Source organism: Acinetobacter sp. Brlt_5 (assembly GCF_051949055.1).
In the GTDB taxonomy this organism is placed as follows: domain Bacteria; phylum Pseudomonadota; class Gammaproteobacteria; order Pseudomonadales; family Moraxellaceae; genus Acinetobacter; species Acinetobacter indicus.
On sequence record NZ_JAYJLP010000009.1, the window covers coordinates 36,861 to 58,082 of the forward strand.

Genomic DNA, 21,222 nt, shown 5'->3' on the forward strand with positions numbered 1-21,222 from the left:
CGTTACTCGGATCGCCGCTGAATTCTTAAATTTTCAGCGTTCAATGCTGTGCCGCTTTTTGCCGATGTCCATTTGACTTTATTATTATGGAGCACCCAATTCTCGGGTGAAATACTCTATGAGCAAAACTTTTGCTGATTTTCCTCTACACGAAACTTTACAACAAGCGTTAGACGCTCTTGGCTTTACTGCGCCTACGCCTGTACAGGAACAGTCAATTCCTGCGGCATTAGAAGGTAAAGATCTTCTTGTATCAAGCCAAACCGGTTCGGGTAAAACTGCAGCGTTCCTTCTCCCAACGCTGAACGCACTTGCAAACCAGGACACATTCGTTCCGTTTAAAGAACGTATGAAAGCCATTACTCAGCCATCTATTCTGGTACTTTGCCCAACACGTGAACTTGCTCAACAGGTGAGCCAGGACGCGATTGCATTTGTACGTCACATGAAAGGTGTTCGTATTGCTGCGATCATGGGTGGTATGCCTTTTGGTAAACAAATTCAACAGTTAAAAGGTGCACAAGTGGTTGTAGCGACGCCAGGTCGTCTACTTGACCTTGTGAACCGTCGTCAAATCAAACTCGACAAAGTTAATGCGTTAATCGTTGACGAAGCTGACCGTATGCTGGACCTGGGTTTCTCTGAAGATCTGGAAGCAATCAGTGATTTGGCTGCAAACCGCGAACAGACTTTAATGTTCTCTGCGACATTTGCACCACGTATCATCACGCTTGCTGAACGTATGATGAATGAGCCAGAACGTATTGCGATCGAAACCGGTCACTCTACCAATACGGACATTACTCAGACTTTACACTGGACTGATGGCTTCGAGCACAAGAAAAAACTGTTGACGCACTGGTTGAGCGAACAGGATCTTGATCAGGCCGTTGTATTCGCTTCTACCCAAGAAGATACCGATATGCTGGCTGAAGAACTGGCTGAAGCAGGTCACTCAGTTGTTGCGCTGCATGGTGCAATGCCACAAACCGTTCGTAACCGCCGTTTACGCAGCATTCGTGAAGGTCGTGCCAAGATTTTAGTTGCAACTGACGTTGCAGCGCGTGGTCTGGACGTACCGACTATTTCTCACGTGATTAACTTCGGTCTGCCAATGAAGAACGAAGACTATGTACACCGTATTGGCCGTACTGGTCGTGCCGGTCGTACTGGTAAAGCGATTACTTTGGCGACTTACCGTGAACGCGGTAAAATTCGTGCGCTTGAAGATTACTTAGATGCACGTTTAGAAGTATCTGAAATTGAAGGTTTAGAGCCATCTCCACCTCCAGCACGTCCACGTCGTGACGGCGGTCGTGGTGGTAAACGTGACGGTGGTCGCGGTGGCCGTGGTGGTTTCGGCGGTGGCCGTCGTTTTGAAGGCGAAAGCAACTTCAAACGTCGTGAAGGCGGTGATGACCGTCCACGTCGCAGCTTCGACGACAAACCACGTGGCGAGCGTCCATTTGGTGAAGACCGTCCACGTCGTGAATTCAACAGCGATCGTCCGCGTCGTGAAGGTGGCTTTGGCGACCGTCCACAGCGTTCTTTCGATGACCGTCCACGTCGCGAATTCAACAGCGATCGTCCACGTCGTGAAGGTGGCTTTGGCGACCGTCCACAACGTTCTTTCGATGACCGTCCACGCCGTGAATTCAACAGTGACCGTCCGCGTCGCGAAGGTGGTTTCAATGAGCGTCCACGTTTTGACAGCAATGATGACAACCGTGGCAACCGCGTAGACTACAAACCACGTCGTGAAGGTGCTTTCGGTGACCGTCCTAAGCGTGATTTTGGCGACCGTCCAGCGCGTTCATTCGGTGAAGATCGTCCACGTCGCGAGTTCAACAGCGACCGTCCACGCCGTGAAGGTGGTGACCGTCGTCGTAAATTCAACGACTAAGTTGAACTGAGCGAATTCAGAAAACCGGTGCTTGCACCGGTTTTTTATGCGAGAAAATTTGAATTTTGATGAGGAAAATGTATACTGGTTCAAGTTTATTTAAGAATATATTAAGCGATGTCTCATTATCATTCGCACAAACTGCCCGGTGTGTCATCTATGAAAGAGGTGCTTATGCCATATATTTTTTTGGTTTTGCTGCTCTGTAACCTCATCTTTTTTATTTACAGAACTTTTGCCTAAGCTGCATCTCTTTGTTTCTAAACTCAAATTAGACCATAATAAAATTGTACAACTTGTACACAGTTTAAAAGAATTTCATAGATAACAATTTGTTCTCCAATCCTTTATAGTATGCATGCTGAAAAAATGCAGGAAAATCCTCAGCTATGAATAATCAGACACCTCTACAGGCGCCAGCACTGATTGAAGTCAATCACCTGAGCTTTAAACGAGGGGAGCGGGTCATTTACGACAATGTCAGCTTAAAAATTCGACGTGGGCAGATTACTGCAATTATGGGACCGTCAGGCACGGGTAAAACCACCTTGCTGCGTTTAATTGGCGGGCAGCTCACTCCGGATCAGGGTGAAGTGCTGCTCGATGGCAAGAATATCGGGAAAATGTCACGTCAGGAGCTGTTTGCAGCACGGGCGCGAATGGGCATGCTGTTTCAAAGCGGTGCCTTGTTTACCGATATGACGGTTTATGAAAACGTGGCCTTCCCGATTCGTGCGCATACCCGTTTACCCGAACATCTTATTGCTGAACTGGTGGCTTTAAAGCTGGAATCGGTGGGTTTGCGTGGCGCCGAGCAGCTCATGCCATCTGAACTGTCTGGCGGGATGAACCGTCGTGTCGCTTTGGCGCGTGCCATTGCGCTGGACCCGGAACTGATTATGTACGATGAACCTTTTGCCGGTCAGGACCCGATTGTAATGGGCGTATTGACTCGTTTAATCCGTTCATTGCGTGAGGCGCTGGATTTAACCACCATTATTGTGTCGCATGATGTGGCCGAAACCCTATCCATTGCCGACTATATTTATGTGGTGGCGGAAGGGAAAGTGCAGGGTGAAGGCACTCCAGAACAATTAAAACAGCATGCCTCGCCTTTTGTACGTCAGTTCTTAACCGGTTCAGTTGAAGGCCCGGTCGACTATCAGTTTAGCCATCAACCCTATTTAAGTCATGAGGTGCATTCAGCATGAATGCGATTGCTGCATTAGGACGCCGTGTGATTGAGCGGGTACGTGGTATAGGCGTTGCCACATTAATGCTGCTCCAGATTTTATTTTCCATGCCAACCTGGATTGGCGTGAAACTGTTTATTTACCAGATGTACCGCGTCGGGGTGATGTCACTGCTGATTATTGTGGTGTCGGGTTTATTTATTGGTGCGGTATTGGGCCTGCAAATGTACAGCATTCTGGTGACCTTTGGCAGTGAAGCCATGCTGGGTACTGCTGTGGCCTTAACCTTGCTGCGTGAACTGGCACCGGTGGTTGCGGCCCTGTTATTTGCTGGCCGTGCCGGTTCTGCTTTAACTGCTGAAATTGGCCTGATGAAAGCCACCGAACAGTTGTCCAGTATGGAAATGATCGGGGTGGATCCTTTAAAACGGGTCATCTCGCCACGTTTATGGGCCGGTATTTTCAGCTTGCCGATGCTATCCGTGATTTTTGCGGCAGTCGGGATTATGGGTGGTAAATTCGTTGGGGTAGATTTTTTAGGCGCCGATGAAGGCTCTTACTGGAGCGGTATGGAAAGCACCGTACAGTTCTATAAAGATATCTTTAACGGCACCATTATTAAAAGTTTTGTTTTTGCATTAATTTGTACCTGGATTGCGGTCTACCAAGGCTATGCCTGCGAGCCTACGTCTGAAGGTATCGCGACATCTACCACGCGTACCGTGGTGTATTCATCGCTTTGTGTTTTAGGTTTTGATTTCGTATTGACTGCGGTCATGTTCGGAGGTGTTTAATGAAATCACGTACTAGTGAGCTGGCCGTCGGTGTTTTTGTCATTCTGTTTGGTATTGCTTTATTCTTCCTGGCGATGCGGGTCAGTGGTCTGGTGGGCACCACCATTCAGGACAGTTATTCCATGACTGCAACGTTTGACAATATTAACGGGATTAAACCACGTGCCAAAGTGGCTTTAAGCGGGGTTAAAGTCGGGCAGGTCGAATCTATTACTTTAGACCCGGTGACGCGTCTGGCCACTGTGACCATGATTCTGGATGGTGAGCTGACCACCTTTAATCAGGAACAGTTACAACAGGTGCAACAATATGCCCTGGAAGAGTTGCGTTACAGCAGCGAATACAGCGAAGCCGATTCTGCGCAACAAAAAGCAATGGAAAAGCAACTATTGGACAACATGACCTCCATCACCAATATCGATGAAGATGCTTACATAATGGTAGCAACCAATGGTCTTTTGGGTGAGAAGTACCTGAAGATTGTACCGGGTGGTGGTCTGAATTATTTAAAACGTGGTGATCAAATCAGTAATACCCAAAGCACCATGGAAATTGAAGACCTTGTGACCAAGTTTGTGACCGGTGGCGCAGGCAACAAGTCATCATCCGATAACCCGGCAGATGAGACATCCGCTGAAACAACAGATGCAGAAGTGTCATTTGTTGAGTAATTGAGAGGAGAAATTTTAGTGAAGACATTGTTCAAACAAACCTTGACCGCAAGTGTTTTGGCCACGCTGGTGGTAGGTAGTGCATTTGCTGCACCAACCGAAACTCCTCCCGTATTTATCAAGAAAGTGGCGGATGGCCTGATTTCGCGTTTAAAAGCCGATCATGCCAAACTGCAAAATAATCCGGCCTTGGTGAAAACCATTGTGCGCCAGAACCTTGATCCGTATATCGATTCGCAAGCCTTTACCCGTATTGTGATGGGAACTTATGCGACCAATCAGTACAGTTCGGCTGCCCAGCGTGCCCAGTTTGAAAAGAATTTCCGTGAAACCCTGATTGAAAACTACGGTTCAGCCTTTGCGAAATTCAGCAACCAGACTTATACCTTACGTCCGTATAAAGCCAGCAACAGCAAGAACCCGGTAGTGACCATCGACTTTAACAACAAAGGCGAGAAAATTCCGGTATCGTTCCAGCTGGTCGATAAAGGCAATCAGTGGAAAATCCGTAACATCAACGTATCCGGGATTGATTTAGGTCTGCAGTTCCGTAACCAGTTTGCAGCCAACGTCAAACGTAATGGCGGCAATATTGATAAAGCGATTGCGACCTTTAAACCAGATGCAGAAGCTGCGGTTGATAAAAAATAATAGGACGTGCTGTGATTGAATATGTAAATCAGGAACTGCGGGTTTCCGGGAAAATTGACTTTAACAATGCCGAGCAGTATTACCAGCAGGGCTTGCAGCTGATTCAACAGCAGCCCGCCCCGGTGGTGGTGAATCTGGCCGAACTTGAGCAGGGCAGTACCCTGGCTTTGGCTGTGCTGGTGCGCTGGTTAAGACAGACCCCGGATGCGCAAGGGCTGGTCTTTAAAGCCATCCCGGAAAAAATGATGAAGATTATTCAATCCTGTCATTTGCAGGATGATTTACAGCTCAGCGCTTAAACAAAAAGCACCTCAACCGAGGTGCTTTTTTATGGCGTTAAGTTTCTCTCTTTACCTAAGGGAGGTGAGGAGGGATGAAGGATTAGTGAAACCAGCCCTCTCTCTAACTCTCTCCCTTAGGGAGAGACATGTCGCATTAAATCCATTTCTTCCATCTGAAGTAAATCAGCGGCCCGATAAAGAAGCCAATCAGGATAATACTGACAATAATAAAACTGGTGGTGCCTTTGGCAAAAGGCAGTACATCGGTGTTCATGCCATAAACACTGGCCACCAGCATTGGCGGTGCCAGCATACTTGGTAAAATCGAGAAGCGACGGATGGTGTCATTCTGTTCGGTATTAATGAAACCCGAAGTAGTATCGAGTAGGAAGCGCACTTTCTGGAACAGGAAGGCATCATGTTCGACCAGTGAGCGTACATCTTCACTCAGTTCACGGATATCGGCATCATAAATATGACTGCCTAAAGCACGTGGACGCGCTAAAAAGGTCAGCACACGACGTAAATCAATCAGACAGAGCTGGGCTTTTCCAAGCATATCTTCCAGTTGAGCCAGCCGGGTAATCATGTCATCAAGGTCTAAAATCATTTCCCGGTGGCGGTTATTCAGCACTTCGGTGGAGTATTTTTCCAGGTCCTTGTGGATATCTTCCAAGATATCCGCAAGTTCATCCAGCTTGGCTTCTAACAGCCCGAGCAGCACCCAGGTCGGGTCTTTATAATCAATTTCATAATCATTGCGTCGTGCACGGGCCCGAAAAGCACGAAAGGCCACCAGTTTTTCACCGCGCAGGGTTAGCAGACGGTCCCGGTTTAAAATAAAGGCAACGGTTTGTACCGTGGCGAGAATACTGGAATTTTCTTCCGATTCATCATCGACCTGATAGTTTTTATTTTTCGTTAAAAAATAGGTGCTGATGTGTAAAACCCCATCATCATCACGGTAAAATCGGGCAGATGAGGAAATATCTTCCAGAGACTTTAAGGTGGGTAAATCCTGCCGGTAGGCGTCCATGACCCACTGTTGTTCTTCTTGTGAAGGGGCGATCAGGTCAATCCAGACCAGTTCTGGATGCAGGTCGAAGCCGCCGTTAATGGTGGCGTCTTCCAGACTACCGCGCTCTGTGGCGTAAAAGGCTTCAAGCATTAGTCTTTTCTCCCTTGCGCAGTATGGGTTTTATTGATGGGTGTATTTTAGACAAGGATTTGATTAAAAACACTGTTTGAAGTGCTAATTTTTTTAAAAAACCAGCTCAAGGGTATATTTGCGGCATCATAGCCGCTGAACATGGTGAAAAAATGACAAATTCAATTGCAGTCTTCTGTGGCTCGGCTTTAGGTTCCGATGCGGTTTTTGTGGACACGGCGCAGCTGGTCGGGCAAACGATTGCAAAACAGGGCAAAACCCTGGTCTATGGTGGTGGTCGCTCCGGGTTAATGGGTGTGGTCGCAGACAGTGCCTTGCAGGCCGGTGGTGCCGTAATTGGCGTGATTCCGGAGCCACTGGTTGATCGCGAGCTGGCCCATCCCGGTTTAACCGAGCTGCATGTGGTGAAGAATATGCATGAGCGTAAAACCAAAATGTCAGAACTGTCCGATGCCTTTATTGCCATGCCGGGCGGTGCCGGTACGCTGGAAGAAATTTTTGAGCAGTGGACCTGGGCCCAGCTGGGAATTCATTTAAAACCGAATGCCTTTTTAAATGTTGAAGGTTTTTATGATGATCTGCTGCGCTTTATTCGCATGACCACTGACAAGGGCTTTACCCATGCACGTTTTACCGAGGCATTAATTGTGTCCGATTCTATGGATGAGATTTTAAGCCAGTTTGAACGTTTTCAGGCACCTGAACCGAAATGGGGCATGGCTGACCGTCAGGCCTTGGTGAAATAAATATGAACACCATTACCGTAGCTGCGGCCATTATTCTGAATGAGCAGCAGCAATTGCTGCTGGTACGCAAACAGCACACCGAATGCTTTATGCAGGTTGGTGGCAAGCTGGAAAGCAATGAGCCACCGGAGCAGACCATCTGCCGGGAAATTGCGGAGGAAATTGGCTGTCAGGCCCAGATTAAACAGTTTGTTGGCCGTTTTGAAACCGCTACAGCCAATGAGCCGGATCATCGTCTGGTCAGTTATGTCTATTATGTGCAGCTCGATCAGGACCCGCAGGTTCAGGCAGAAATTGCGGAAATGAAATGGATTGAACTGGAGGATAAGACGACACGTCTGGCACCGTTAACCACAGAAGTGGTGATTCCCTGGGTGAAACAGCAGCTGTTACAGTCGGCTTAAGGCTGGCTGTCTTTTTGAAATGATTTATCCGTCGGCACTGGCAATACACACCGCATAGACCTTGTGACAGCCAAGTTGCTCCAGCTGCTGTTTTAGCGCACGAATTGAGCTGCCGGTGGTGACCACATCATCGACAATTAACACCCGGCGATAGGGCCGGCCGGTATCGGGCCGTAGCTGGAATTGCTGGTCCAGATTCTCCAGTCGTTCCAGTCGACTTAAGCCTTTTTGACTGTGTTGATGGTGCCGTACAACCGGTTGCCAGATTGGTAGCTGTAAATGACGTGCCAGCACCTGAGCCAGCAGCAGGGTATGATGATAACCGCGTTCCGCCAGTCGCTCGGCTGCCACTGGCATCGGCACAATGGCCTGTACCCGTGGATAGGCCAATTCACACAGGCTGCCCGCCAGTAAAGACTGATAATGCAATTGCTGCTCATATTTGAATTGCTGAATTATCCGGTCGACTGGATAACGATAATGACAGGCCACCTGAATCTCGGTTTCCTGCCGGCAGACACTGGCCTTTAGCCACGGCAGCTGTTGCAAACAGTCTGCACAGACCCGGTACTGCTGCTGGGCCGCACTGCCACAGAGCTGGCAGGGCAGTAACTTTTTAAAGAGCGTATGGCTATGCGCCAGCAGCTTAAACATAGGCATAACGTGGTGCTTCCGGCAGCCAGCGTTTGAGCAAGGCTTCGGCCTGCTCGGGATAATCTTTGAGCATCTGCTGGGCCACATAATGCGCCTGATTCAGCAGATGATCATCGCGTTCCAGCTTGGCCACCCGAAAGCCCATATCGCCGGTTTGTTTGGTGCCCAGTAACTCCCCGGGGCCGCGCAGTTCCAGATCTTTTTCGGCAATCACAAAGCCATCATTGCTTTCTCTTAAAATTCGCAGCCGTTCCTGCCCGTTTTGCGACAATGGATGCTTATACAGCAGGGCACAGAAACTGGCTTTGGCGCCCCGACCGACCCGGCCACGCAGCTGATGCAATTGCGACAGCCCTAAACGCTCGGCATTTTCAATCACCATGATTGAAGCATTCGGGACATCGACGCCGACTTCAATCACGGTGGTGGCAATCAGCAATTGCAGCTGGTTGTCTTTAAACTGCTGCATCACCGCCTGTTTGTCATCAGCCTTCATTTTGCCATGCACCAGACCAATATTCAGTTCCGGAAAGCGTTCCTTGATTTCAGCAAAAGTCGCTTCGGCAGCTTGCGCATCCAACGTTTCTGACTGTTCTACCAGGGTGCACACCCAATAGGCCTGTTTGCCTTCGGCACAGTTGCTGGCAATACGCTGTAGTACCTGTTCGCGCCGGTCCAGTGGAATGGTCACGGTCTGAATCGGGGTACGGCCCGGCGGCAGCTCATCAATAATGGAAGTGTCCAGATCGCCATAGGCGGACATCGCCAGCGTACGTGGAATCGGGGTGGCGGTCATCACCAGCTGATGCGGAGTCATGTGATTCAGGCCCTTGTTTCTTAAGGCCAGCCGCTGATCGACCCCAAAGCGGTGCTGCTCATCAATAATCACCAGTCCCAGCTTGGCAAATTCGACATTGTCCTGAAACAGCGCATGGGTGCCGACCACCAGCTGGGCGCTGCCATCCTGAATAATCTGTTCGGCGCTGGCGCGGGCCTTGCCTTTCTGTTTGCCAGAGAGCCAGGATACGGTCAGTCCCAAAGGTTCAAACCAGCGTTTAAAGTTTAAATAATGTTGTTCGGCTAGAATTTCAGTTGGTGCCATCAGCGCCACCTGCCAGCCTTCTTCCAGTGCATGACAGGCCGCCACCGCCGCCACCAGCGTTTTACCGGCGCCGACATCACCTTGTACCAGCCGCAGCATCGGCTTGTTTTGTTTTAGGTCCTGAATAATTTCCTTGGACACCCGTTTTTGTGCGCCGGTCATGCTAAACGGTAAGCCGGCCAGTAACTGCTTGGCCAGACGTTGGCTGGGTGCAAAAGCTGGCGCTTCAATCTGCTGAATATAAGCACGGCGGGTCAATAAACTGACCTGATGTGCCACCAGTTCCTCAAAAATCAGCCGCTGCTGGGCCGGATGCGAACCCTGACCAAGCTGCAGCATATTGGCACTGGTTGGCGGTTCATGGATATATTCCAGCGCCTGTTTCAGTGCATAGCCGTTGGTAAATTTTTCCGGCAACAGTTCCGGCAGATCATCACTGTGCTGTTTCAGCGCCTGTTTGACATAGTCGCGCAGTTTGGACTGGGTCAGCCCTTCGGTGCTTGGATAAATCGCCGTGAGCTGGGTTTTCGGTAGCGGAGTATGCTCGCTGATCAGCTGGATTTCCGGATGATACATTTCCAGACCACGTGCGCCGACCCGGACTTCACCAAACACGCGCAGGCGGTTGCCGACTTTGGCACGGTCGGTTAGGCCTTTATAAATATGATAAAAACGTAAGGTGACTTTGGCGCTGTCATCATCCAGCAGAATCGCCATCGACTTGCGTTTGCCGGGTGGAAAATCGACCCCTTTGACAATGCCTTCCAGTAAATAGCTGCGGCCGACGTTCAATTGGTTCATCGGAATGATCGTGCTACGATCTTCATAGTCACGCGGCAGATGAAACAGCAGGTCATCTGTGGTGAAAATATTCAGTTTTTCCAGTAACGCGGCAGCAGCAGCGCCAACGCCTTGTAATTGATGGACTGCGGCCATGTCCCCTCAACAATGGTAATGAGCAAGTGGGTTATGCATATTTTATTTATCGGTTATGGTAAAACATCTGCACGTGTGGCTAAACAACTATTTCAAGCTGGCCACCAAATTACCACAATTAGCCGCAGCCAGAAAAGTGATGCGCATGCAACGCATCTGATTCAGGATGTGCAGCAGCTGGATTTAAGCCGGCTGGCGCCCATTGATTGGGTCTATGTGCTGCTCAGTCCGGGCCAGAGTACGCCGGAGGCCTATCAGCACACCTATCTGGATTCAGTCGCACCCACTGTAACGGCGCTGGCAGCGCATCCGGTGCGGCGCATGGTGGTGGTGTCATCGACCCGGGTGTATGGACAAAATGCCGGGGAATGGATTGAGGATACCACACCGCTTCAGCCGCCAGATATACAGGCAGACATTCTGCTCAAGATGGAGCAGGCCTATTTAAGCGCTTATCCGGAGCGTTGTACCATTATCCGGCCCAGCGGTATTTATGGCACTTCGATTGCAAGGATGGTCAAGCTGGCGCACACGCTCACCGAATATCCAAACCGGCACTGGTCTAACCGGATTCATATTGATGATCTGGCGCGTTTTCTGGCACAGATGATTCACGTGGAACATCTGCAGGAGAGTTATATTGTCAGTAATGGTCAGCCGCAACTGTTGCATGAAGTGGTGCAATGGTTTCAGCAGCAGCTGCATCTGCCGTTATTAACCCTGACCAGTCCGCACGAAACCGGGAAACGGATTCGACCGAAACGGATGCAGGATAGTGGTTTTAAGCTACAGCATAATGACTGTTTTCAGGATTATCTGGCCCTGTTACAGCAAGCGGATGTGAACTAAGAGTTTTTCATTTTATTGAGGATGGTTGATATTTCCCGCACCTTTGCACGAAGGCAAAGATACGGGTTATGGACGGTTTTTTATTTCTTTTTACGTTTTAAGCGACGTTTGGCTTGCTGCGCAGCTAGAGCATCCAGCGCATCTTTCAGTTCTTCATCGCTAAAGGTGGTGATGTGTTGCAGCATTTGCAGGGTGACATCATCCAGCACCAGATTGGCATACTGCGCCACATTGCTAAAGTTCTCATCAAAGACAATAGCATTGTCGCTGTTGGTGCTGATATAGCCTTGCTGGGTCAGCACTTTAATAAAGCTCTGGAACAGGGCCTTATCGAAGAACTCTGGTGAGTTGAACTCATACAGCACCGATAAACGCTGACCAACCAGATGACTCAGTTCTTCAACCTGACGGGCGGAAATATTGCCCGAACCACGCTGGGTAATCAGCGCCAGGGTCATGTAGTAGCGTTCCAGACTTTGCATTACCGGCGCAGCCAATACTACCAACTGGTTATGATCTTCACTGTTCGGTGCCGGAGAAAGCAGATTCCCTTCAGCATCTTCACTAATCAGCTTGGCCTGAATTAGCCCATCAGCATAGGCACAGATCTGCTGTTTCAGTTCTGCTTCATTCCATTTCAGGAACAGCTCGGCTTTCAGGAACGGATACAGCGTACGAATTACATTAATCAGATCGCCACGCTTGATTGAACCATTGTGCTCCACCAGTGCCGCCACCAGAGATGGCAGGACAAAGGCATGCAGAATATTGTTGCGGAAGTAGGTCAGCAACACCGCCTGATTGTCTTCAATGGCAATAATATCGCCCAGAACGTGTTGTACACGTTTGATCAGTTTCAGCTTCAGACCGTAGGCAATAATTTCCTTGCCTGAAAGCGGGGTAATGTGGGTGCGCTCATCGTATGGCAGGGCAGTAAGCAGGTCACGATAGGTATCCAGCTGCTTGATACAGATCGCTTCATCTAAGGTATGTTTTGGCGTGCCCAGCAAAATCAGCGATAACAGCGATACCGGGTTAATTACCACGGCGCGGTTAATGTTTTCCAGAATCGCATAGGCCGAGCTGTTTACCGCATCGGATACTTCCTGCGGAATCGGATCGTCATTTTTTTCGATACTGATCTGCTCGGCGCCATGCTGTTTTAGCATGTCATCTAAAAACACCGGCTCGCCAAAATTCACATGCACCTTGCCAAAAATACGCTCGATTTTTCTCAAGGTTTTCAGAATACCGACAATGGATTCGGCCTCTTTCGGTTTACCCTGCATTTCACCGACATAGGTCGAACCTTCCATCAGGCGTTCATAGCCAATATAGGTTGGCACAAAGGCAATCGGTTTGGCGCGGCCACGTAAATGTCCATGTACGGTCATGGCCAGCATACCGGTTTTTGGTGGCAACAAGCGGCCGGTACGCGAACGGCCGCCTTCAATAAAGTATTCCAGCGGCGTGTTGCGCGACAGAATGCTGTACAGATATTCCTTAAATACGGTGGTGTACAGGCCATTGCCACGGAAAGTCCGGCGAATAAAGAAAGCCCCGCCACCGCGTAATAACTGACCGACAAAGGGCATGTTCAGGTTATCGCCAGCGGCAATATACGGCACCATCATGCCGCGTTTATAAATCACATAAGACAGCAATAAATAGTCGATATGACTGCGATGGCACGGGGTATAAATAATTTCGTAGTCTTTGGCCAGCTCACGCACGGTACTGAAATTATGCACCTCGACGCCATCATAGAGTTGGGTCCATAAACGGGTTAGCGCCGTTTCAGCAAAGCGGATGGCGGCATAGGAATAGTCCGACACGATTTCATTTAAATAGCCAATGGCACGGCGCTCGGCTTCAATCATGCTGATTTTACTGCGGATGCTTTCGCGGCGAATGGCTTCCTGTACATCCGGCGCTTTAATCAGGCTATGCATCACATTACGGCGATCCGATAAATCGGGGCCTAACACCACTTCGCGCTGGCTGTCTAAATAATTATTTAAGGTATTGATGATACAGGTCGCCGGCGACAGGTTCGGGGCCTGCATCTTGGCGGTCTGCACCATGGCTCTTAAAGACTGTGCCTCATGAAATTCCAGATAGGATTGGCGACCATGCAGGCCAATATTGACCAGCTGCTTGACGGTGCCTGGTGTAGCCCAGGTATCGGTCAGGAGCAGTTTGAGCCAGGAATCTTCTTTATCTGGTGCGCGGCCCCAGAGGACGGTGACTGGAATCAGCTCAATATCCAGTTCCGGGTACTGCTCCAGCAGTTCAATCAGACGCAGCAAACGCGGCGGAAAGGCGTGTGGCGGCGGATTTAGCAGATTGTTTTCATCATAGTGCTGTAAAAACAGGATTGAGGCTTTTTCCTTGTGCTGGCCAATCTGCATCGGGTCTAATGCGGGCGGCAGCTTTAAGCGGCGTGTTTCACCATCAAGGACCAAGGCATTGCTGCGGGAATGGTTCTGCAGCACATAGCAGACAATTTTCTGGGTCGGCTGTTCTGAATGGTCTGTCGCTGCTGCTTCGGCAGGAACCTCGCCCAGTACATGCGGGGTTACCACCAGATCAAGCAGTTTGCTTGAAAGCTGACGATAAATTTGACCAAAACCACTCTTGGACATACCAACTCCTAAATCAATGACCAGTACCGCAGATTATCTGAGGAAAAAAATAATGAATCTAATTGTAGCGAAAAATAGCCTGACATTTTCTGACAAATTCTATCTTTAGTGCTCAATTTTATCGTTAAAAATCGTATTTTTAGTGCGGCGCATTATACGGGAGCCGTGACAGGGCAGTCAGTTAAACTTTAGTGTTTTAGTCGACAAATATGGCAAAATAGGCAAGATTGAGCTGTTTCTATTTTGCTTGTTTTGATTTTTAAATATCCCGACATAGGTTTCCCCGCATGAATGCACTGACTCAGGAACTGGTTGAACTGCTTAGCCTGGAAAAACTTGAAGAAAATATCTACCGAGGCATCAGCCGCAATCTGGTCGGTAAGCGCGTGTTCGGTGGACAGGTGCTGGGCCAGGCGCTGCGTGCAGCCTCGTATACCACCGACCGTCCGGCGCATTCCTTACATGCTTACTTCCTGTTTGGTGGCGATGTCAACGCACCGATTATTTATGAAGTGGACCGGATTCGTGAAGGCAAGAGCTTTGTTAGCCGTCAGGTGCGAGCCATCCAGCATGGCCGGACCATCTTTATGTGTATGGTATCTTTTGCTGCGCCAGAAGAAGGGCTGAATTACCAGATTTCCGAGCCTGAATATCCGGCACCGGAACAGTTAAAAAATGAAGCAGAACTGGTACAGAGCATTGTCGAGTTTATTCCGAAAAACGTTCGTGCCAGCTTTACCCGTGACCGGCATGTGGAAATCCGTCCGGTGAATCCAAGTAATCCGTTTCAGCCGCAGCCGGAAGCGCCGTCTTATGCGCACTATATCCGTACGCATAGTCCGATTGCAGCGGAGCAGGATGAAATTGCCCTGCATCAGGCCATTGCTGCTTTTTATTCCGACTTTACCCTAATGACCACTGCGCTGCGTCCGCATGGCCTGAGTTATCTGTCGCCAAGTTTGCAATGTGCCAGTATCGACCATGCCATGTATTTCCATAAGCCATTCCGGGTCGATGACTGGATGCTGTATGACATGGAAGCCACCATCAGCAACAGTTCGCGTGGCCTGAACTTTGGCCGTATGTGGCAAAACGGTGAGCTGGTCTGTAGCACCACCCAGGAAGGTTTAATTCGCCTACGCGAAATTGAAACTCAGTAAACCAATATCAATAAAAAAAGCCGAATCAGTCGATTCGGCTTTTTTTATCCTACCTTCAATGGCAATGCGGCAAATCGCTTGGTGCATGTTTATGGCAGCCTTGTGCCTTGCTGTTGCCCGAAGAATGGGCAAAAACCTGAGAGGTGCTACAAATGAGTGCAAGAATAAGGGCGAGTTTTTTCATGAGGTTACTCTTTTAGTCTTAAAAACAAGGTAATGCACTGATAAAGCACATCTTATGCCAGTTTTTCTGGCACCGGGCTTTTTTCTTGAGCTGGATTTGCTTTTGACAAAATAATGCTCGATTCAGCGCAGCTCGCATGGCATAGTGCCAAGCAAGATGACATCACAATATATGCACCCATGAGCTTAAATACACAAATTCTGGTGGCCGCAATTTTAGGGGTTCTATTCGGGTTTTTGTTGAACCTGTTGCCGGGCAGCGCATTTTATGACGGCAGCTTATATGGCCTGAGTATTGCCAGCAGTATTTTTATCGGCCTGCTGAAAATGCTGCTGATTCCCCTGATTTTCAGTTCGATTGTAGTCGGGGTATCCAACCTGCAGGCTTCTGGCCAGCTGAGCCGGGTCTGGAAAATTACCTTGCTGTGCTGTGTGACCACCACCACATTGGCACTCATTTTAGGTCTGGCCTGTGCGCATCTGTTTGAAGTAGGCAAAGGTGTAGATGTGCGTTTATTCCAGGACGCGATGAGCCAGCATCAGACGCCAGATACTTTAACGCCGTCGTCTTTCTTCACCAATTTTATTCAAAACACCCTGATTAATCCGTTTAAGGCCTTTGCCGAGGGCAATGTGCTGGCGGTGGTGGTGTTTGCCTTATTTGTCGGGGTGGCGCTGGTCAAAGGCGGTGAGCAGTTCCGGACTGTGCGCCGGCTTAGTCATCAGTTTTTTGACATCATGATGCTGATGATCGGCTGGGTGATGAAACTGGCACCGCTGGGGATTTTTGCGCTATTGGCCAAGCTGATTGCCACCGAAGATGTGACCGTGCTCAGCCGTCTGGCTGAGTTTGCCGTAGTGGTAACCGGCACCACGATTTTTCATGGTCTGGTGGTACTGCCGCTACTGCTATGGCTATTTGGAAAAATGAATCCGGTGACCTTCTTTAAAGGAACCCGCGCTGCGTTAATTACTGCATTTGCCACCAGTTCCAGTTCGGCCACCATGCCACTTTCGATGAAATGCGCCCAGGAAAATCTGAAGGTGCGTCCGCAAACAGCTGGCTTTGTAATTCCGCTCGGTACACAGCTGAATATGGATGGCACGGCCTTATATGAAGCCGCTGCGGCGCTGTTTATTGCCAATTTAATGGGACTGGATTTGACCTTGGGCCAGCAGTTGGTGGTCTGTGCCACCGCCATGATTGCCTCCTTGGGCGCGCCGGGAATTCCAAGTGCCGGCATGGTCACCATGATTATGGTGCTGCAATCGGTCGGTCTGCCGGCAGAAGCAATTGCCATTTTACTGCCGATTGACCGTTTGCTGGATACCGTACGTACCGTAGTCAATGTCCAGGGTGATATGATGATTAGTGTGGTGGTTGACCGTTATACCCGCGACGATGAGATCGCAACTCAATCCTGAGTATCTTCCCAGCACGGATTCCAGACCACTTCCCAAAGATGGCCATCGGGGTCCTGAAAATAACCGGCATAACCGCCATAAAAGGTGGCTTGTGCCGGTTTGACAATGGTGGCACCGGCACGCTCGGCCTGCTGCATCACCTGATCTACGTCCAGCGGACTATGTACATTATGCCCTAGACTAATTTGGGTCGGGCAAAAACGGCTCAGGGGCAGGCCGCTATCCTGCGCCAAGGCAGTCTGCGGCCACAGTGCCAGTGTCAGGCCTGAATCCAGCGTGATAAACGCCACTGCGCCCTGTTCAAATTCCTGCCCGACGATCCCTTCACTCTGCCAGCCCAAACCTTGCTGATAAAAGCGCAAAGCTGCGTCTAAATCCTGCACAGCCAGCGTGATCACACTTAAAGATGCGCGCATTGTTCCTGCCTTTTCGTTCAAGTCCAATTTTTATCTTAGCGGAAATCTGGCTTGATACAGTGCTGCCTGTGTCGGGCAATTGTATCTCTGCAATTCTGCACCAAGTGGACGCTTTACGCGACTTTAAGTTGGGCGCGCTGTGCCGCCGGGGAGGCTTGCAGATAGGCCAGCGCATCTTCGGTTTTGGCTTCATGCAGCGGGTCATACCACGGCATTAAATAACCCAACTGTTGTGATACCAGCCAGAATGGTGAGGGCAATAAGCCGTTATTGGCCTGTGCAGTGCGGTACCATTCCCGCCAGATCCACGGTTTATACAGGGCTGGCCGGATTGATGCATAACGTGGGTCCTGACGCATAATATGCGCCGCGCCATCAACCCAAAGACCAATTACCCCGGCAATCACCAGCAGGCTCAGATAATAACGGGCCAGATAACTGCCACCCAAATGCCGGTACAGGTCAAAGGCTACGGTGCGATGCTCGATTTCTTCTGCGCCGTGCCATTTGACCAGATCCAGCATGGCCGGGTCGGCACCCTGACGCTGCCATTCGCGGTTATACAGCGCATATTTACCCAGCACGCAGGTCATGTGTTCTACCGTGGCAACAATGCCTAAACGGAACAGATCCCAGTGCCGTTCGCTCCATTGCGGCAATTGCAGACCTAAAGGCCGATCGGCCAGTAACTGGTTAAACAGTCCGTTCATCAGGCTGATATTGCGCTGAATATCAATCTGGCGTTCGCTTAAATAATCCTTGTTGGCCGAGTTATGCGCCTGGGCGTGCATGGCTTCCTGGCGGATAAAGGCCTGCACATCCTGTTTTAGTTTTTCATCCTGAATCTGCGGCAAAACCTTGTTGTACAGCCGGCAAAACCAGAACTCGCCGGCCGGCAGAATCATGTTAATTTCGTTAATAAAATAACTGGCAAAAGGCTGCTGCGGAATCCAGTCGATGGGGGTGTCCTGCCATTCAAAGCGGACTTTACGCGGTTGAATAAAGTAGCCAATGGATGAGCCACGGGCAGCACGGCGAAAACGTGCGAGGAGTTTTTTCATGCTGTATTGCACCTCTAAAATGTGATGCGGTTCAAATTATGCTCAGCATGAGTATGAAAAAAATATCCCCCATTGAAACTAGCAATAGGGGACATTCCAATATCAATAGATGTAAATTATTGTCAGACAGTTTTGAGTTGTTGCAAAGCTTATGGTTCTTTGGCGGCCGTTTCAGTCAGCTGTTCAACAGCTTCTGTATCCGGCAGCTCTTCTGCTTCCAGTTCATCTGCCGTGGCTTCCGGAATGCTGGCCAGATCAAACTGCTGCGATTGTTCCAGGGTAAAGTTCAGACGACCGGCCATTACACTGGCCAGTTCTTCCAGACCCTGACGATTGAGTGAGGAGAACAGTTGAATCGAGAAATCCAGCTTCATCTTTTTCAGCTGCTGTTTTACTTCCAGCAGGACTTTATTGGCCGGGCCACGATTCAGCTTGTCGGATTTGGTCAGCAAAACATGCACAAACAGATGACGAGAATAAGCCCATTCCAGCATCATCACATCAAAATGCTGCAGCGGATGGCGAATATCCATCAGCAAGACCAGACCCTGTAAGCTCTTGCGATGAATCAGGTAGTTTTCCAGCTCTTTTTGCCAGACAATTTTCATTGATTCAGGTACTGCGGCATAACCATAACCCGGTAAATCGACCAGACGCTGCTCTGGATTGCCCAGACTAAAGAAGTTGATCATCTGGGTACGGCCCGGTTTTTTCGAGGCACGTGCCAGCTGTTTCTGGTTGGTGAGGGCATTAATCGCACTGGATTTGCCAGCATTGGAACGTCCGGCAAAGGCCACCTCATAGCCGCTATCTTCTACACAGAGATTCAGCTTTGGTGCACTCATCAGGAATTCGGCTTTACGTAGCCAGTTCAGGGCACGAACGGCATATTCGGTAATCGCAGGATCAGCCTTTTTCTCATAGCTAATCTTTTGCTTCGGCGCATTAGCGGCCTTAGTGTTTTTCGATTTTCCTCTGCTATGGTGCATAACTTAACTTCATCACTGCTTTTACAAAGCGGTATTATAGATCAACTCGCGCAGACACGCGAACTTTGCTGTAGCCGTGTGCAAAAGTTAGCTGACTTGGAGATTGATCAGCTGAATCGGCGATTGTGTGCTCCACTGTGCCGGTGCAGGAGTATCTAATACGTCGGACAGGGTGTACTGGTCCAGACTCTGATAAAACTGTTCCAGCGCCTGATCTAAAATGCCTTTTAAGCCACAGCGGCTGCGCAGCACGCACGGCGGGGTATTACATTCCACAATCTGGGTTTCACGTTGCAAGATACGCACGATCTGGCCCAGCTTCAGGTCCCGTGCATCCGGATTTAAACGCAGGCCGCCCCCTTTACCACGGGTGGTAATCAGCCATTCCTGTTTGCCCATGAAATGCACAATTTTAACCAGATGGTTTTGGGAAACATGCAAATCCTGCGCAATTTCCGCAATCGTATACGGCAGATCTCGCGGTGGGGAGATATACAGCAGAATACGTAATGCATAGTCGGTGAATTTATTTAATTGCATGATCGCACAAATATTTTTTCAAAGTTGAAATACATGAAGGCTAGTCTACCATAAGCAGACTAGCCCTCCTATGTTTTACACGTGTGGGGTTTTAGTGACGTACACCACCCGTACCAAACGCTTCACTATGAATTTGTTCGGCTTTAATACCACGTGCCAGTAAGGCTTTTTGCTGCTCGGCCATGAATGGCATTGGGCCGCACAGGTAGTAATCGGCATTTTCCGGTAATAAGGCAGCATCCATGGTACTCAGGTCCAGACGACCGGCCACATCATAATCCTGACCTAACACATCTTCGGTATTCGGGAATTCATAGGCTGTAAAGGTATGAATACGTGGATACTTCGCCTTGATGTCCTGAATATGCTGTTTCATGGCATGTACCTGTTTGCTGCGGCAAGCATGAATGAAGGTCACCGGTTGTGGCACATCTAAAGTCACCAGCTGGTTCAGCATCGCAATCATTGGGGTTAAGCCAACACCGCCACTAATGAACACATTACGTTTGTTGCTGTCGATCAGGTAGAAGTTTCCTGTTGGCGCTGAAATTTCAAGTTCTGCACCTTCTGGCAGCTGATGCAGCGCATTAGATACCCAGCCTGCAATCTTGTCGGCGCCATTACCCGGTTCGCGTTTCACTGAAATACGTAAGTAGTCTTGCTGCGGGCTGGTTGACAGCGTGTATTGACGTGGTTGTTTCAGGTCCAGTTCAGGGACAAAAACACGTACTGAAATGTATTGGCCGGCTTCATATTTTGGTAAGGCACCACCATCGACCGGTTCAAAGTAGAACGAGGTAATTTCGTCGCTTTCTACCACTTTCTTGGCGATTTTGAAATTACGCCAGCCTAACCAGCTGCCTTGAGTTTGCTGATGCTGCTCGTAAATGGCACGTTCGGTATTAATAAACACTTCTGCAAGCTGGCCATACGCGGCGGCCCAGGCATCAATCAGTGGATCATCCATGGAAATATTCAGCACTTCGCTGATGGAGTGCAGCAGGTTTTCACCGACAATATTATAGTCCGGAGCTTGAATATTCAGACTGACATGCTTGTGTGCGACCAGTTCAATTACTGGCGCCAGTACTGATGGATCTTCAATATTTTCTGCATAGGCCAGTACCGCACCTGCCAGTGCCTGCGCCTGCGCACCACTGCGTTGATGACCCAGGTTAAAGGTTTCTTTAAGGTCCGGATTATTCCCCAACATGCGGTTATAGAAATAGCTGGTCAGGGCCACACCATTTTCACGTAGAACAGGAACAGTTGCTTTTACAAGGTCAATTTGCTGTGGAGTCATGGCTGATCTCTCATGGCTGGTTATTTATAAGATGTATTTAAAATACATTTTACAAAACGCCAGTGCAAGCACTGTTTTTAAAAAACCATAAAAAAATTATGGGATATAAAAATATCCCATAATGAAAGCTGTTCCTATCGGTTTTTTG

21 protein-coding genes are annotated in these 21,222 nt (G+C 49.2%); 11 read left to right on the top strand and 10 right to left on the bottom strand.

Features of this window, described 5'->3' with window-relative positions:
• Positions 1-118 precede the first annotated feature (118 nt).
• From VF685_RS07660 to VF685_RS07685, 6 genes are all read left to right on the top strand, one after another.
• Entirely contained in the window at positions 119-1,903 is a 1,785-nt protein-coding gene (locus tag VF685_RS07660; protein WP_005180331.1) for a DEAD/DEAH box helicase, read from the top strand.
• A gap of 389 nt (positions 1,904-2,292) precedes the next feature.
• Complete coding sequence (locus VF685_RS07665; RefSeq protein WP_005180329.1) at positions 2,293-3,114, top strand: ABC transporter ATP-binding protein; 822 nt, start codon at positions 2,293-2,295, stop codon at positions 3,112-3,114.
• Positions 3,111-3,890, top strand: coding sequence for a lipid asymmetry maintenance ABC transporter permease subunit MlaE (mlaE, locus tag VF685_RS07670; protein ID WP_005180328.1), 780 nt, complete (start codon positions 3,111-3,113; stop codon positions 3,888-3,890). Before VF685_RS07665 ends, mlaE begins: the two co-directional genes overlap by 4 nt.
• Entirely contained in the window at positions 3,890-4,561 is a 672-nt protein-coding gene (gene mlaD / locus VF685_RS07675; RefSeq protein ID WP_016658517.1) for an outer membrane lipid asymmetry maintenance protein MlaD, read from the top strand. The genes mlaE and mlaD overlap by 1 nt, the downstream gene beginning before the upstream one ends.
• 18 nt (positions 4,562-4,579) lie before the next feature.
• Positions 4,580-5,212: an MlaC/ttg2D family ABC transporter substrate-binding protein gene (locus VF685_RS07680; RefSeq protein WP_127801054.1), complete on the top strand. Its 633-nt coding sequence runs from the start codon at positions 4,580-4,582 to the stop codon at positions 5,210-5,212.
• Between the two features lie 11 nt (positions 5,213-5,223).
• The gene (locus VF685_RS07685) at positions 5,224-5,511 is read left to right on the top strand and encodes an STAS domain-containing protein (protein ID WP_286384629.1); all 288 of its coding nucleotides are present in this window, start codon (positions 5,224-5,226) and stop codon (positions 5,509-5,511) included.
• A gap of 136 nt (positions 5,512-5,647) precedes the next feature.
• On the opposite strand, the gene VF685_RS07690 is transcribed toward VF685_RS07685, so the two are convergent.
• On the bottom strand, positions 5,648-6,661 hold the full coding sequence (locus VF685_RS07690; protein ID WP_005180320.1) for a CorA family divalent cation transporter: 1,014 nt from the start codon (positions 6,659-6,661) through the stop codon (positions 5,648-5,650).
• Positions 6,662-6,813: 152 nt separating this feature from the next.
• Between VF685_RS07690 and VF685_RS07695 the strand changes: the two genes are divergently transcribed.
• Entirely contained in the window at positions 6,814-7,407 is a 594-nt protein-coding gene (locus tag VF685_RS07695) for a TIGR00730 family Rossman fold protein (RefSeq protein WP_005180318.1), read from the top strand.
• 2 nt (positions 7,408-7,409) lie between these two features.
• A complete protein-coding gene (locus VF685_RS07700) occupies positions 7,410-7,811 on the top strand; it encodes an NUDIX hydrolase (protein ID WP_104489521.1) in 402 nt (133 codons plus the stop codon).
• A gap of 24 nt (positions 7,812-7,835) precedes the next feature.
• Here the strand turns inward: VF685_RS07700 and VF685_RS07705 are convergent, their stop codons facing one another.
• Together VF685_RS07705 and recG are read right to left on the bottom strand one after the other, a co-directional pair.
• Entirely contained in the window at positions 7,836-8,471 is a 636-nt protein-coding gene (locus VF685_RS07705; protein WP_168383358.1) for a ComF family protein, read from the bottom strand.
• On the bottom strand, positions 8,458-10,503 hold the full coding sequence (gene recG / locus VF685_RS07710) for an ATP-dependent DNA helicase RecG (RefSeq protein ID WP_005180314.1): 2,046 nt from the start codon (positions 10,501-10,503) through the stop codon (positions 8,458-8,460). Before recG ends, VF685_RS07705 begins: the two co-directional genes overlap by 14 nt.
• Positions 10,504-10,536: 33 nt before the next feature.
• On the opposite strand from recG, the gene VF685_RS07715 reads away from it, so the two are divergent.
• Positions 10,537-11,352 carry an SDR family oxidoreductase gene (locus VF685_RS07715; RefSeq protein ID WP_127801052.1) on the top strand — a complete coding sequence of 272 codons (816 nt, stop codon included), beginning with the start codon at positions 10,537-10,539 and terminating at the stop codon, positions 11,350-11,352.
• Positions 11,353-11,432: 80 nt separating this feature from the next.
• Here the strand turns inward: VF685_RS07715 and plsB are convergent, their stop codons facing one another.
• Positions 11,433-13,997, bottom strand: a complete 2,565-nt coding sequence (gene plsB, locus VF685_RS07720; protein ID WP_016658523.1) for a glycerol-3-phosphate 1-O-acyltransferase PlsB — start codon at positions 13,995-13,997, stop codon at positions 11,433-11,435.
• A 287-nt stretch (positions 13,998-14,284) separates the two neighbouring features.
• Here plsB and VF685_RS07725 point away from each other — a divergent pair, with 287 nt between their 5' ends.
• Positions 14,285-15,157 carry an acyl-CoA thioesterase gene (locus VF685_RS07725; RefSeq protein ID WP_005180310.1) on the top strand — a complete coding sequence of 291 codons (873 nt, stop codon included), beginning with the start codon at positions 14,285-14,287 and terminating at the stop codon, positions 15,155-15,157.
• 55 nt (positions 15,158-15,212) lie between these two features.
• On the opposite strand, the gene VF685_RS07730 is transcribed toward VF685_RS07725, so the two are convergent.
• A complete protein-coding gene (locus VF685_RS07730) occupies positions 15,213-15,341 on the bottom strand; it encodes a YHYH domain-containing protein (RefSeq protein ID WP_194088134.1) in 129 nt (42 codons plus the stop codon).
• A 179-nt stretch (positions 15,342-15,520) separates the two neighbouring features.
• Between VF685_RS07730 and VF685_RS07735 the strand changes: the two genes are divergently transcribed.
• Positions 15,521-16,765, top strand: a complete 1,245-nt coding sequence (locus VF685_RS07735) for a dicarboxylate/amino acid:cation symporter (RefSeq protein ID WP_034597932.1) — start codon at positions 15,521-15,523, stop codon at positions 16,763-16,765.
• On the opposite strand, the gene VF685_RS07740 is transcribed toward VF685_RS07735, so the two are convergent.
• From VF685_RS07740 to hmpA, 5 genes are all read right to left on the bottom strand, one after another.
• Positions 16,756-17,181, bottom strand: a complete 426-nt coding sequence (locus VF685_RS07740) for a VOC family protein (RefSeq protein WP_127801051.1) — start codon at positions 17,179-17,181, stop codon at positions 16,756-16,758. The genes VF685_RS07735 and VF685_RS07740 overlap by 10 nt on opposite strands.
• A gap of 113 nt (positions 17,182-17,294) precedes the next feature.
• The gene (locus VF685_RS07745) at positions 17,295-18,242 is read right to left on the bottom strand and encodes a metal-dependent hydrolase (RefSeq protein WP_127801050.1); all 948 of its coding nucleotides are present in this window, start codon (positions 18,240-18,242) and stop codon (positions 17,295-17,297) included.
• 149 nt (positions 18,243-18,391) lie between these two features.
• Positions 18,392-19,231 carry a ribosome biogenesis GTP-binding protein YihA/YsxC gene (yihA, locus tag VF685_RS07750; protein WP_005180304.1) on the bottom strand — a complete coding sequence of 280 codons (840 nt, stop codon included), beginning with the start codon at positions 19,229-19,231 and terminating at the stop codon, positions 18,392-18,394.
• Between the two features lie 87 nt (positions 19,232-19,318).
• Positions 19,319-19,771 carry an RrF2 family transcriptional regulator gene (locus tag VF685_RS07755; RefSeq protein ID WP_016658529.1) on the bottom strand — a complete coding sequence of 151 codons (453 nt, stop codon included), beginning with the start codon at positions 19,769-19,771 and terminating at the stop codon, positions 19,319-19,321.
• Between the two features lie 91 nt (positions 19,772-19,862).
• Positions 19,863-21,074, bottom strand: a complete 1,212-nt coding sequence (gene hmpA, locus VF685_RS07760; RefSeq protein WP_005180299.1) for an NO-inducible flavohemoprotein — start codon at positions 21,072-21,074, stop codon at positions 19,863-19,865.
• Positions 21,075-21,222: the final 148 nt, after the last annotated feature.

Bases quoted from the DNA above. Each gene is read 5' to 3' on its own strand.
- VF685_RS07660 (WP_005180331.1), top strand. From the start codon at position 119: ATGAGCAAAACTTTTGCTGATTTTCCTCTACACGAAACTTTACAACAA.
- VF685_RS07665 (WP_005180329.1), top strand. From the start codon at position 2,293: ATGAATAATCAGACACCTCTACAGGCGCCAGCACTGATTGAAGTCAAT.
- mlaE (WP_005180328.1), top strand. From the start codon at position 3,111: ATGAATGCGATTGCTGCATTAGGACGCCGTGTGATTGAGCGGGTACGT.
- mlaD (WP_016658517.1), top strand. From the start codon at position 3,890: ATGAAATCACGTACTAGTGAGCTGGCCGTCGGTGTTTTTGTCATTCTG.
- VF685_RS07690 (WP_005180320.1), bottom strand. From the start codon at position 6,661: ATGCTTGAAGCCTTTTACGCCACAGAGCGCGGTAGTCTGGAAGACGCC.
- VF685_RS07695 (WP_005180318.1), top strand. From the start codon at position 6,814: ATGACAAATTCAATTGCAGTCTTCTGTGGCTCGGCTTTAGGTTCCGAT.
- VF685_RS07700 (WP_104489521.1), top strand. From the start codon at position 7,410: ATGAACACCATTACCGTAGCTGCGGCCATTATTCTGAATGAGCAGCAG.
- VF685_RS07705 (WP_168383358.1), bottom strand. From the start codon at position 8,471: ATGCCTATGTTTAAGCTGCTGGCGCATAGCCATACGCTCTTTAAAAAG.
- recG (WP_005180314.1), bottom strand. From the start codon at position 10,503: ATGGCCGCAGTCCATCAATTACAAGGCGTTGGCGCTGCTGCTGCCGCG.
- VF685_RS07715 (WP_127801052.1), top strand. From the start codon at position 10,537: ATGCATATTTTATTTATCGGTTATGGTAAAACATCTGCACGTGTGGCT.
- plsB (WP_016658523.1), bottom strand. From the start codon at position 13,997: ATGTCCAAGAGTGGTTTTGGTCAAATTTATCGTCAGCTTTCAAGCAAA.
- VF685_RS07725 (WP_005180310.1), top strand. From the start codon at position 14,285: ATGAATGCACTGACTCAGGAACTGGTTGAACTGCTTAGCCTGGAAAAA.
- VF685_RS07730 (WP_194088134.1), bottom strand. From the start codon at position 15,341: ATGAAAAAACTCGCCCTTATTCTTGCACTCATTTGTAGCACCTCTCAG.
- VF685_RS07735 (WP_034597932.1), top strand. From the start codon at position 15,521: ATGAGCTTAAATACACAAATTCTGGTGGCCGCAATTTTAGGGGTTCTA.
- VF685_RS07740 (WP_127801051.1), bottom strand. From the start codon at position 17,181: ATGCGCGCATCTTTAAGTGTGATCACGCTGGCTGTGCAGGATTTAGAC.
- VF685_RS07745 (WP_127801050.1), bottom strand. From the start codon at position 18,242: ATGAAAAAACTCCTCGCACGTTTTCGCCGTGCTGCCCGTGGCTCATCC.
- yihA (WP_005180304.1), bottom strand. From the start codon at position 19,231: ATGCACCATAGCAGAGGAAAATCGAAAAACACTAAGGCCGCTAATGCG.
- VF685_RS07755 (WP_016658529.1), bottom strand. From the start codon at position 19,771: ATGCAATTAAATAAATTCACCGACTATGCATTACGTATTCTGCTGTAT.
- hmpA (WP_005180299.1), bottom strand. From the start codon at position 21,074: ATGACTCCACAGCAAATTGACCTTGTAAAAGCAACTGTTCCTGTTCTA.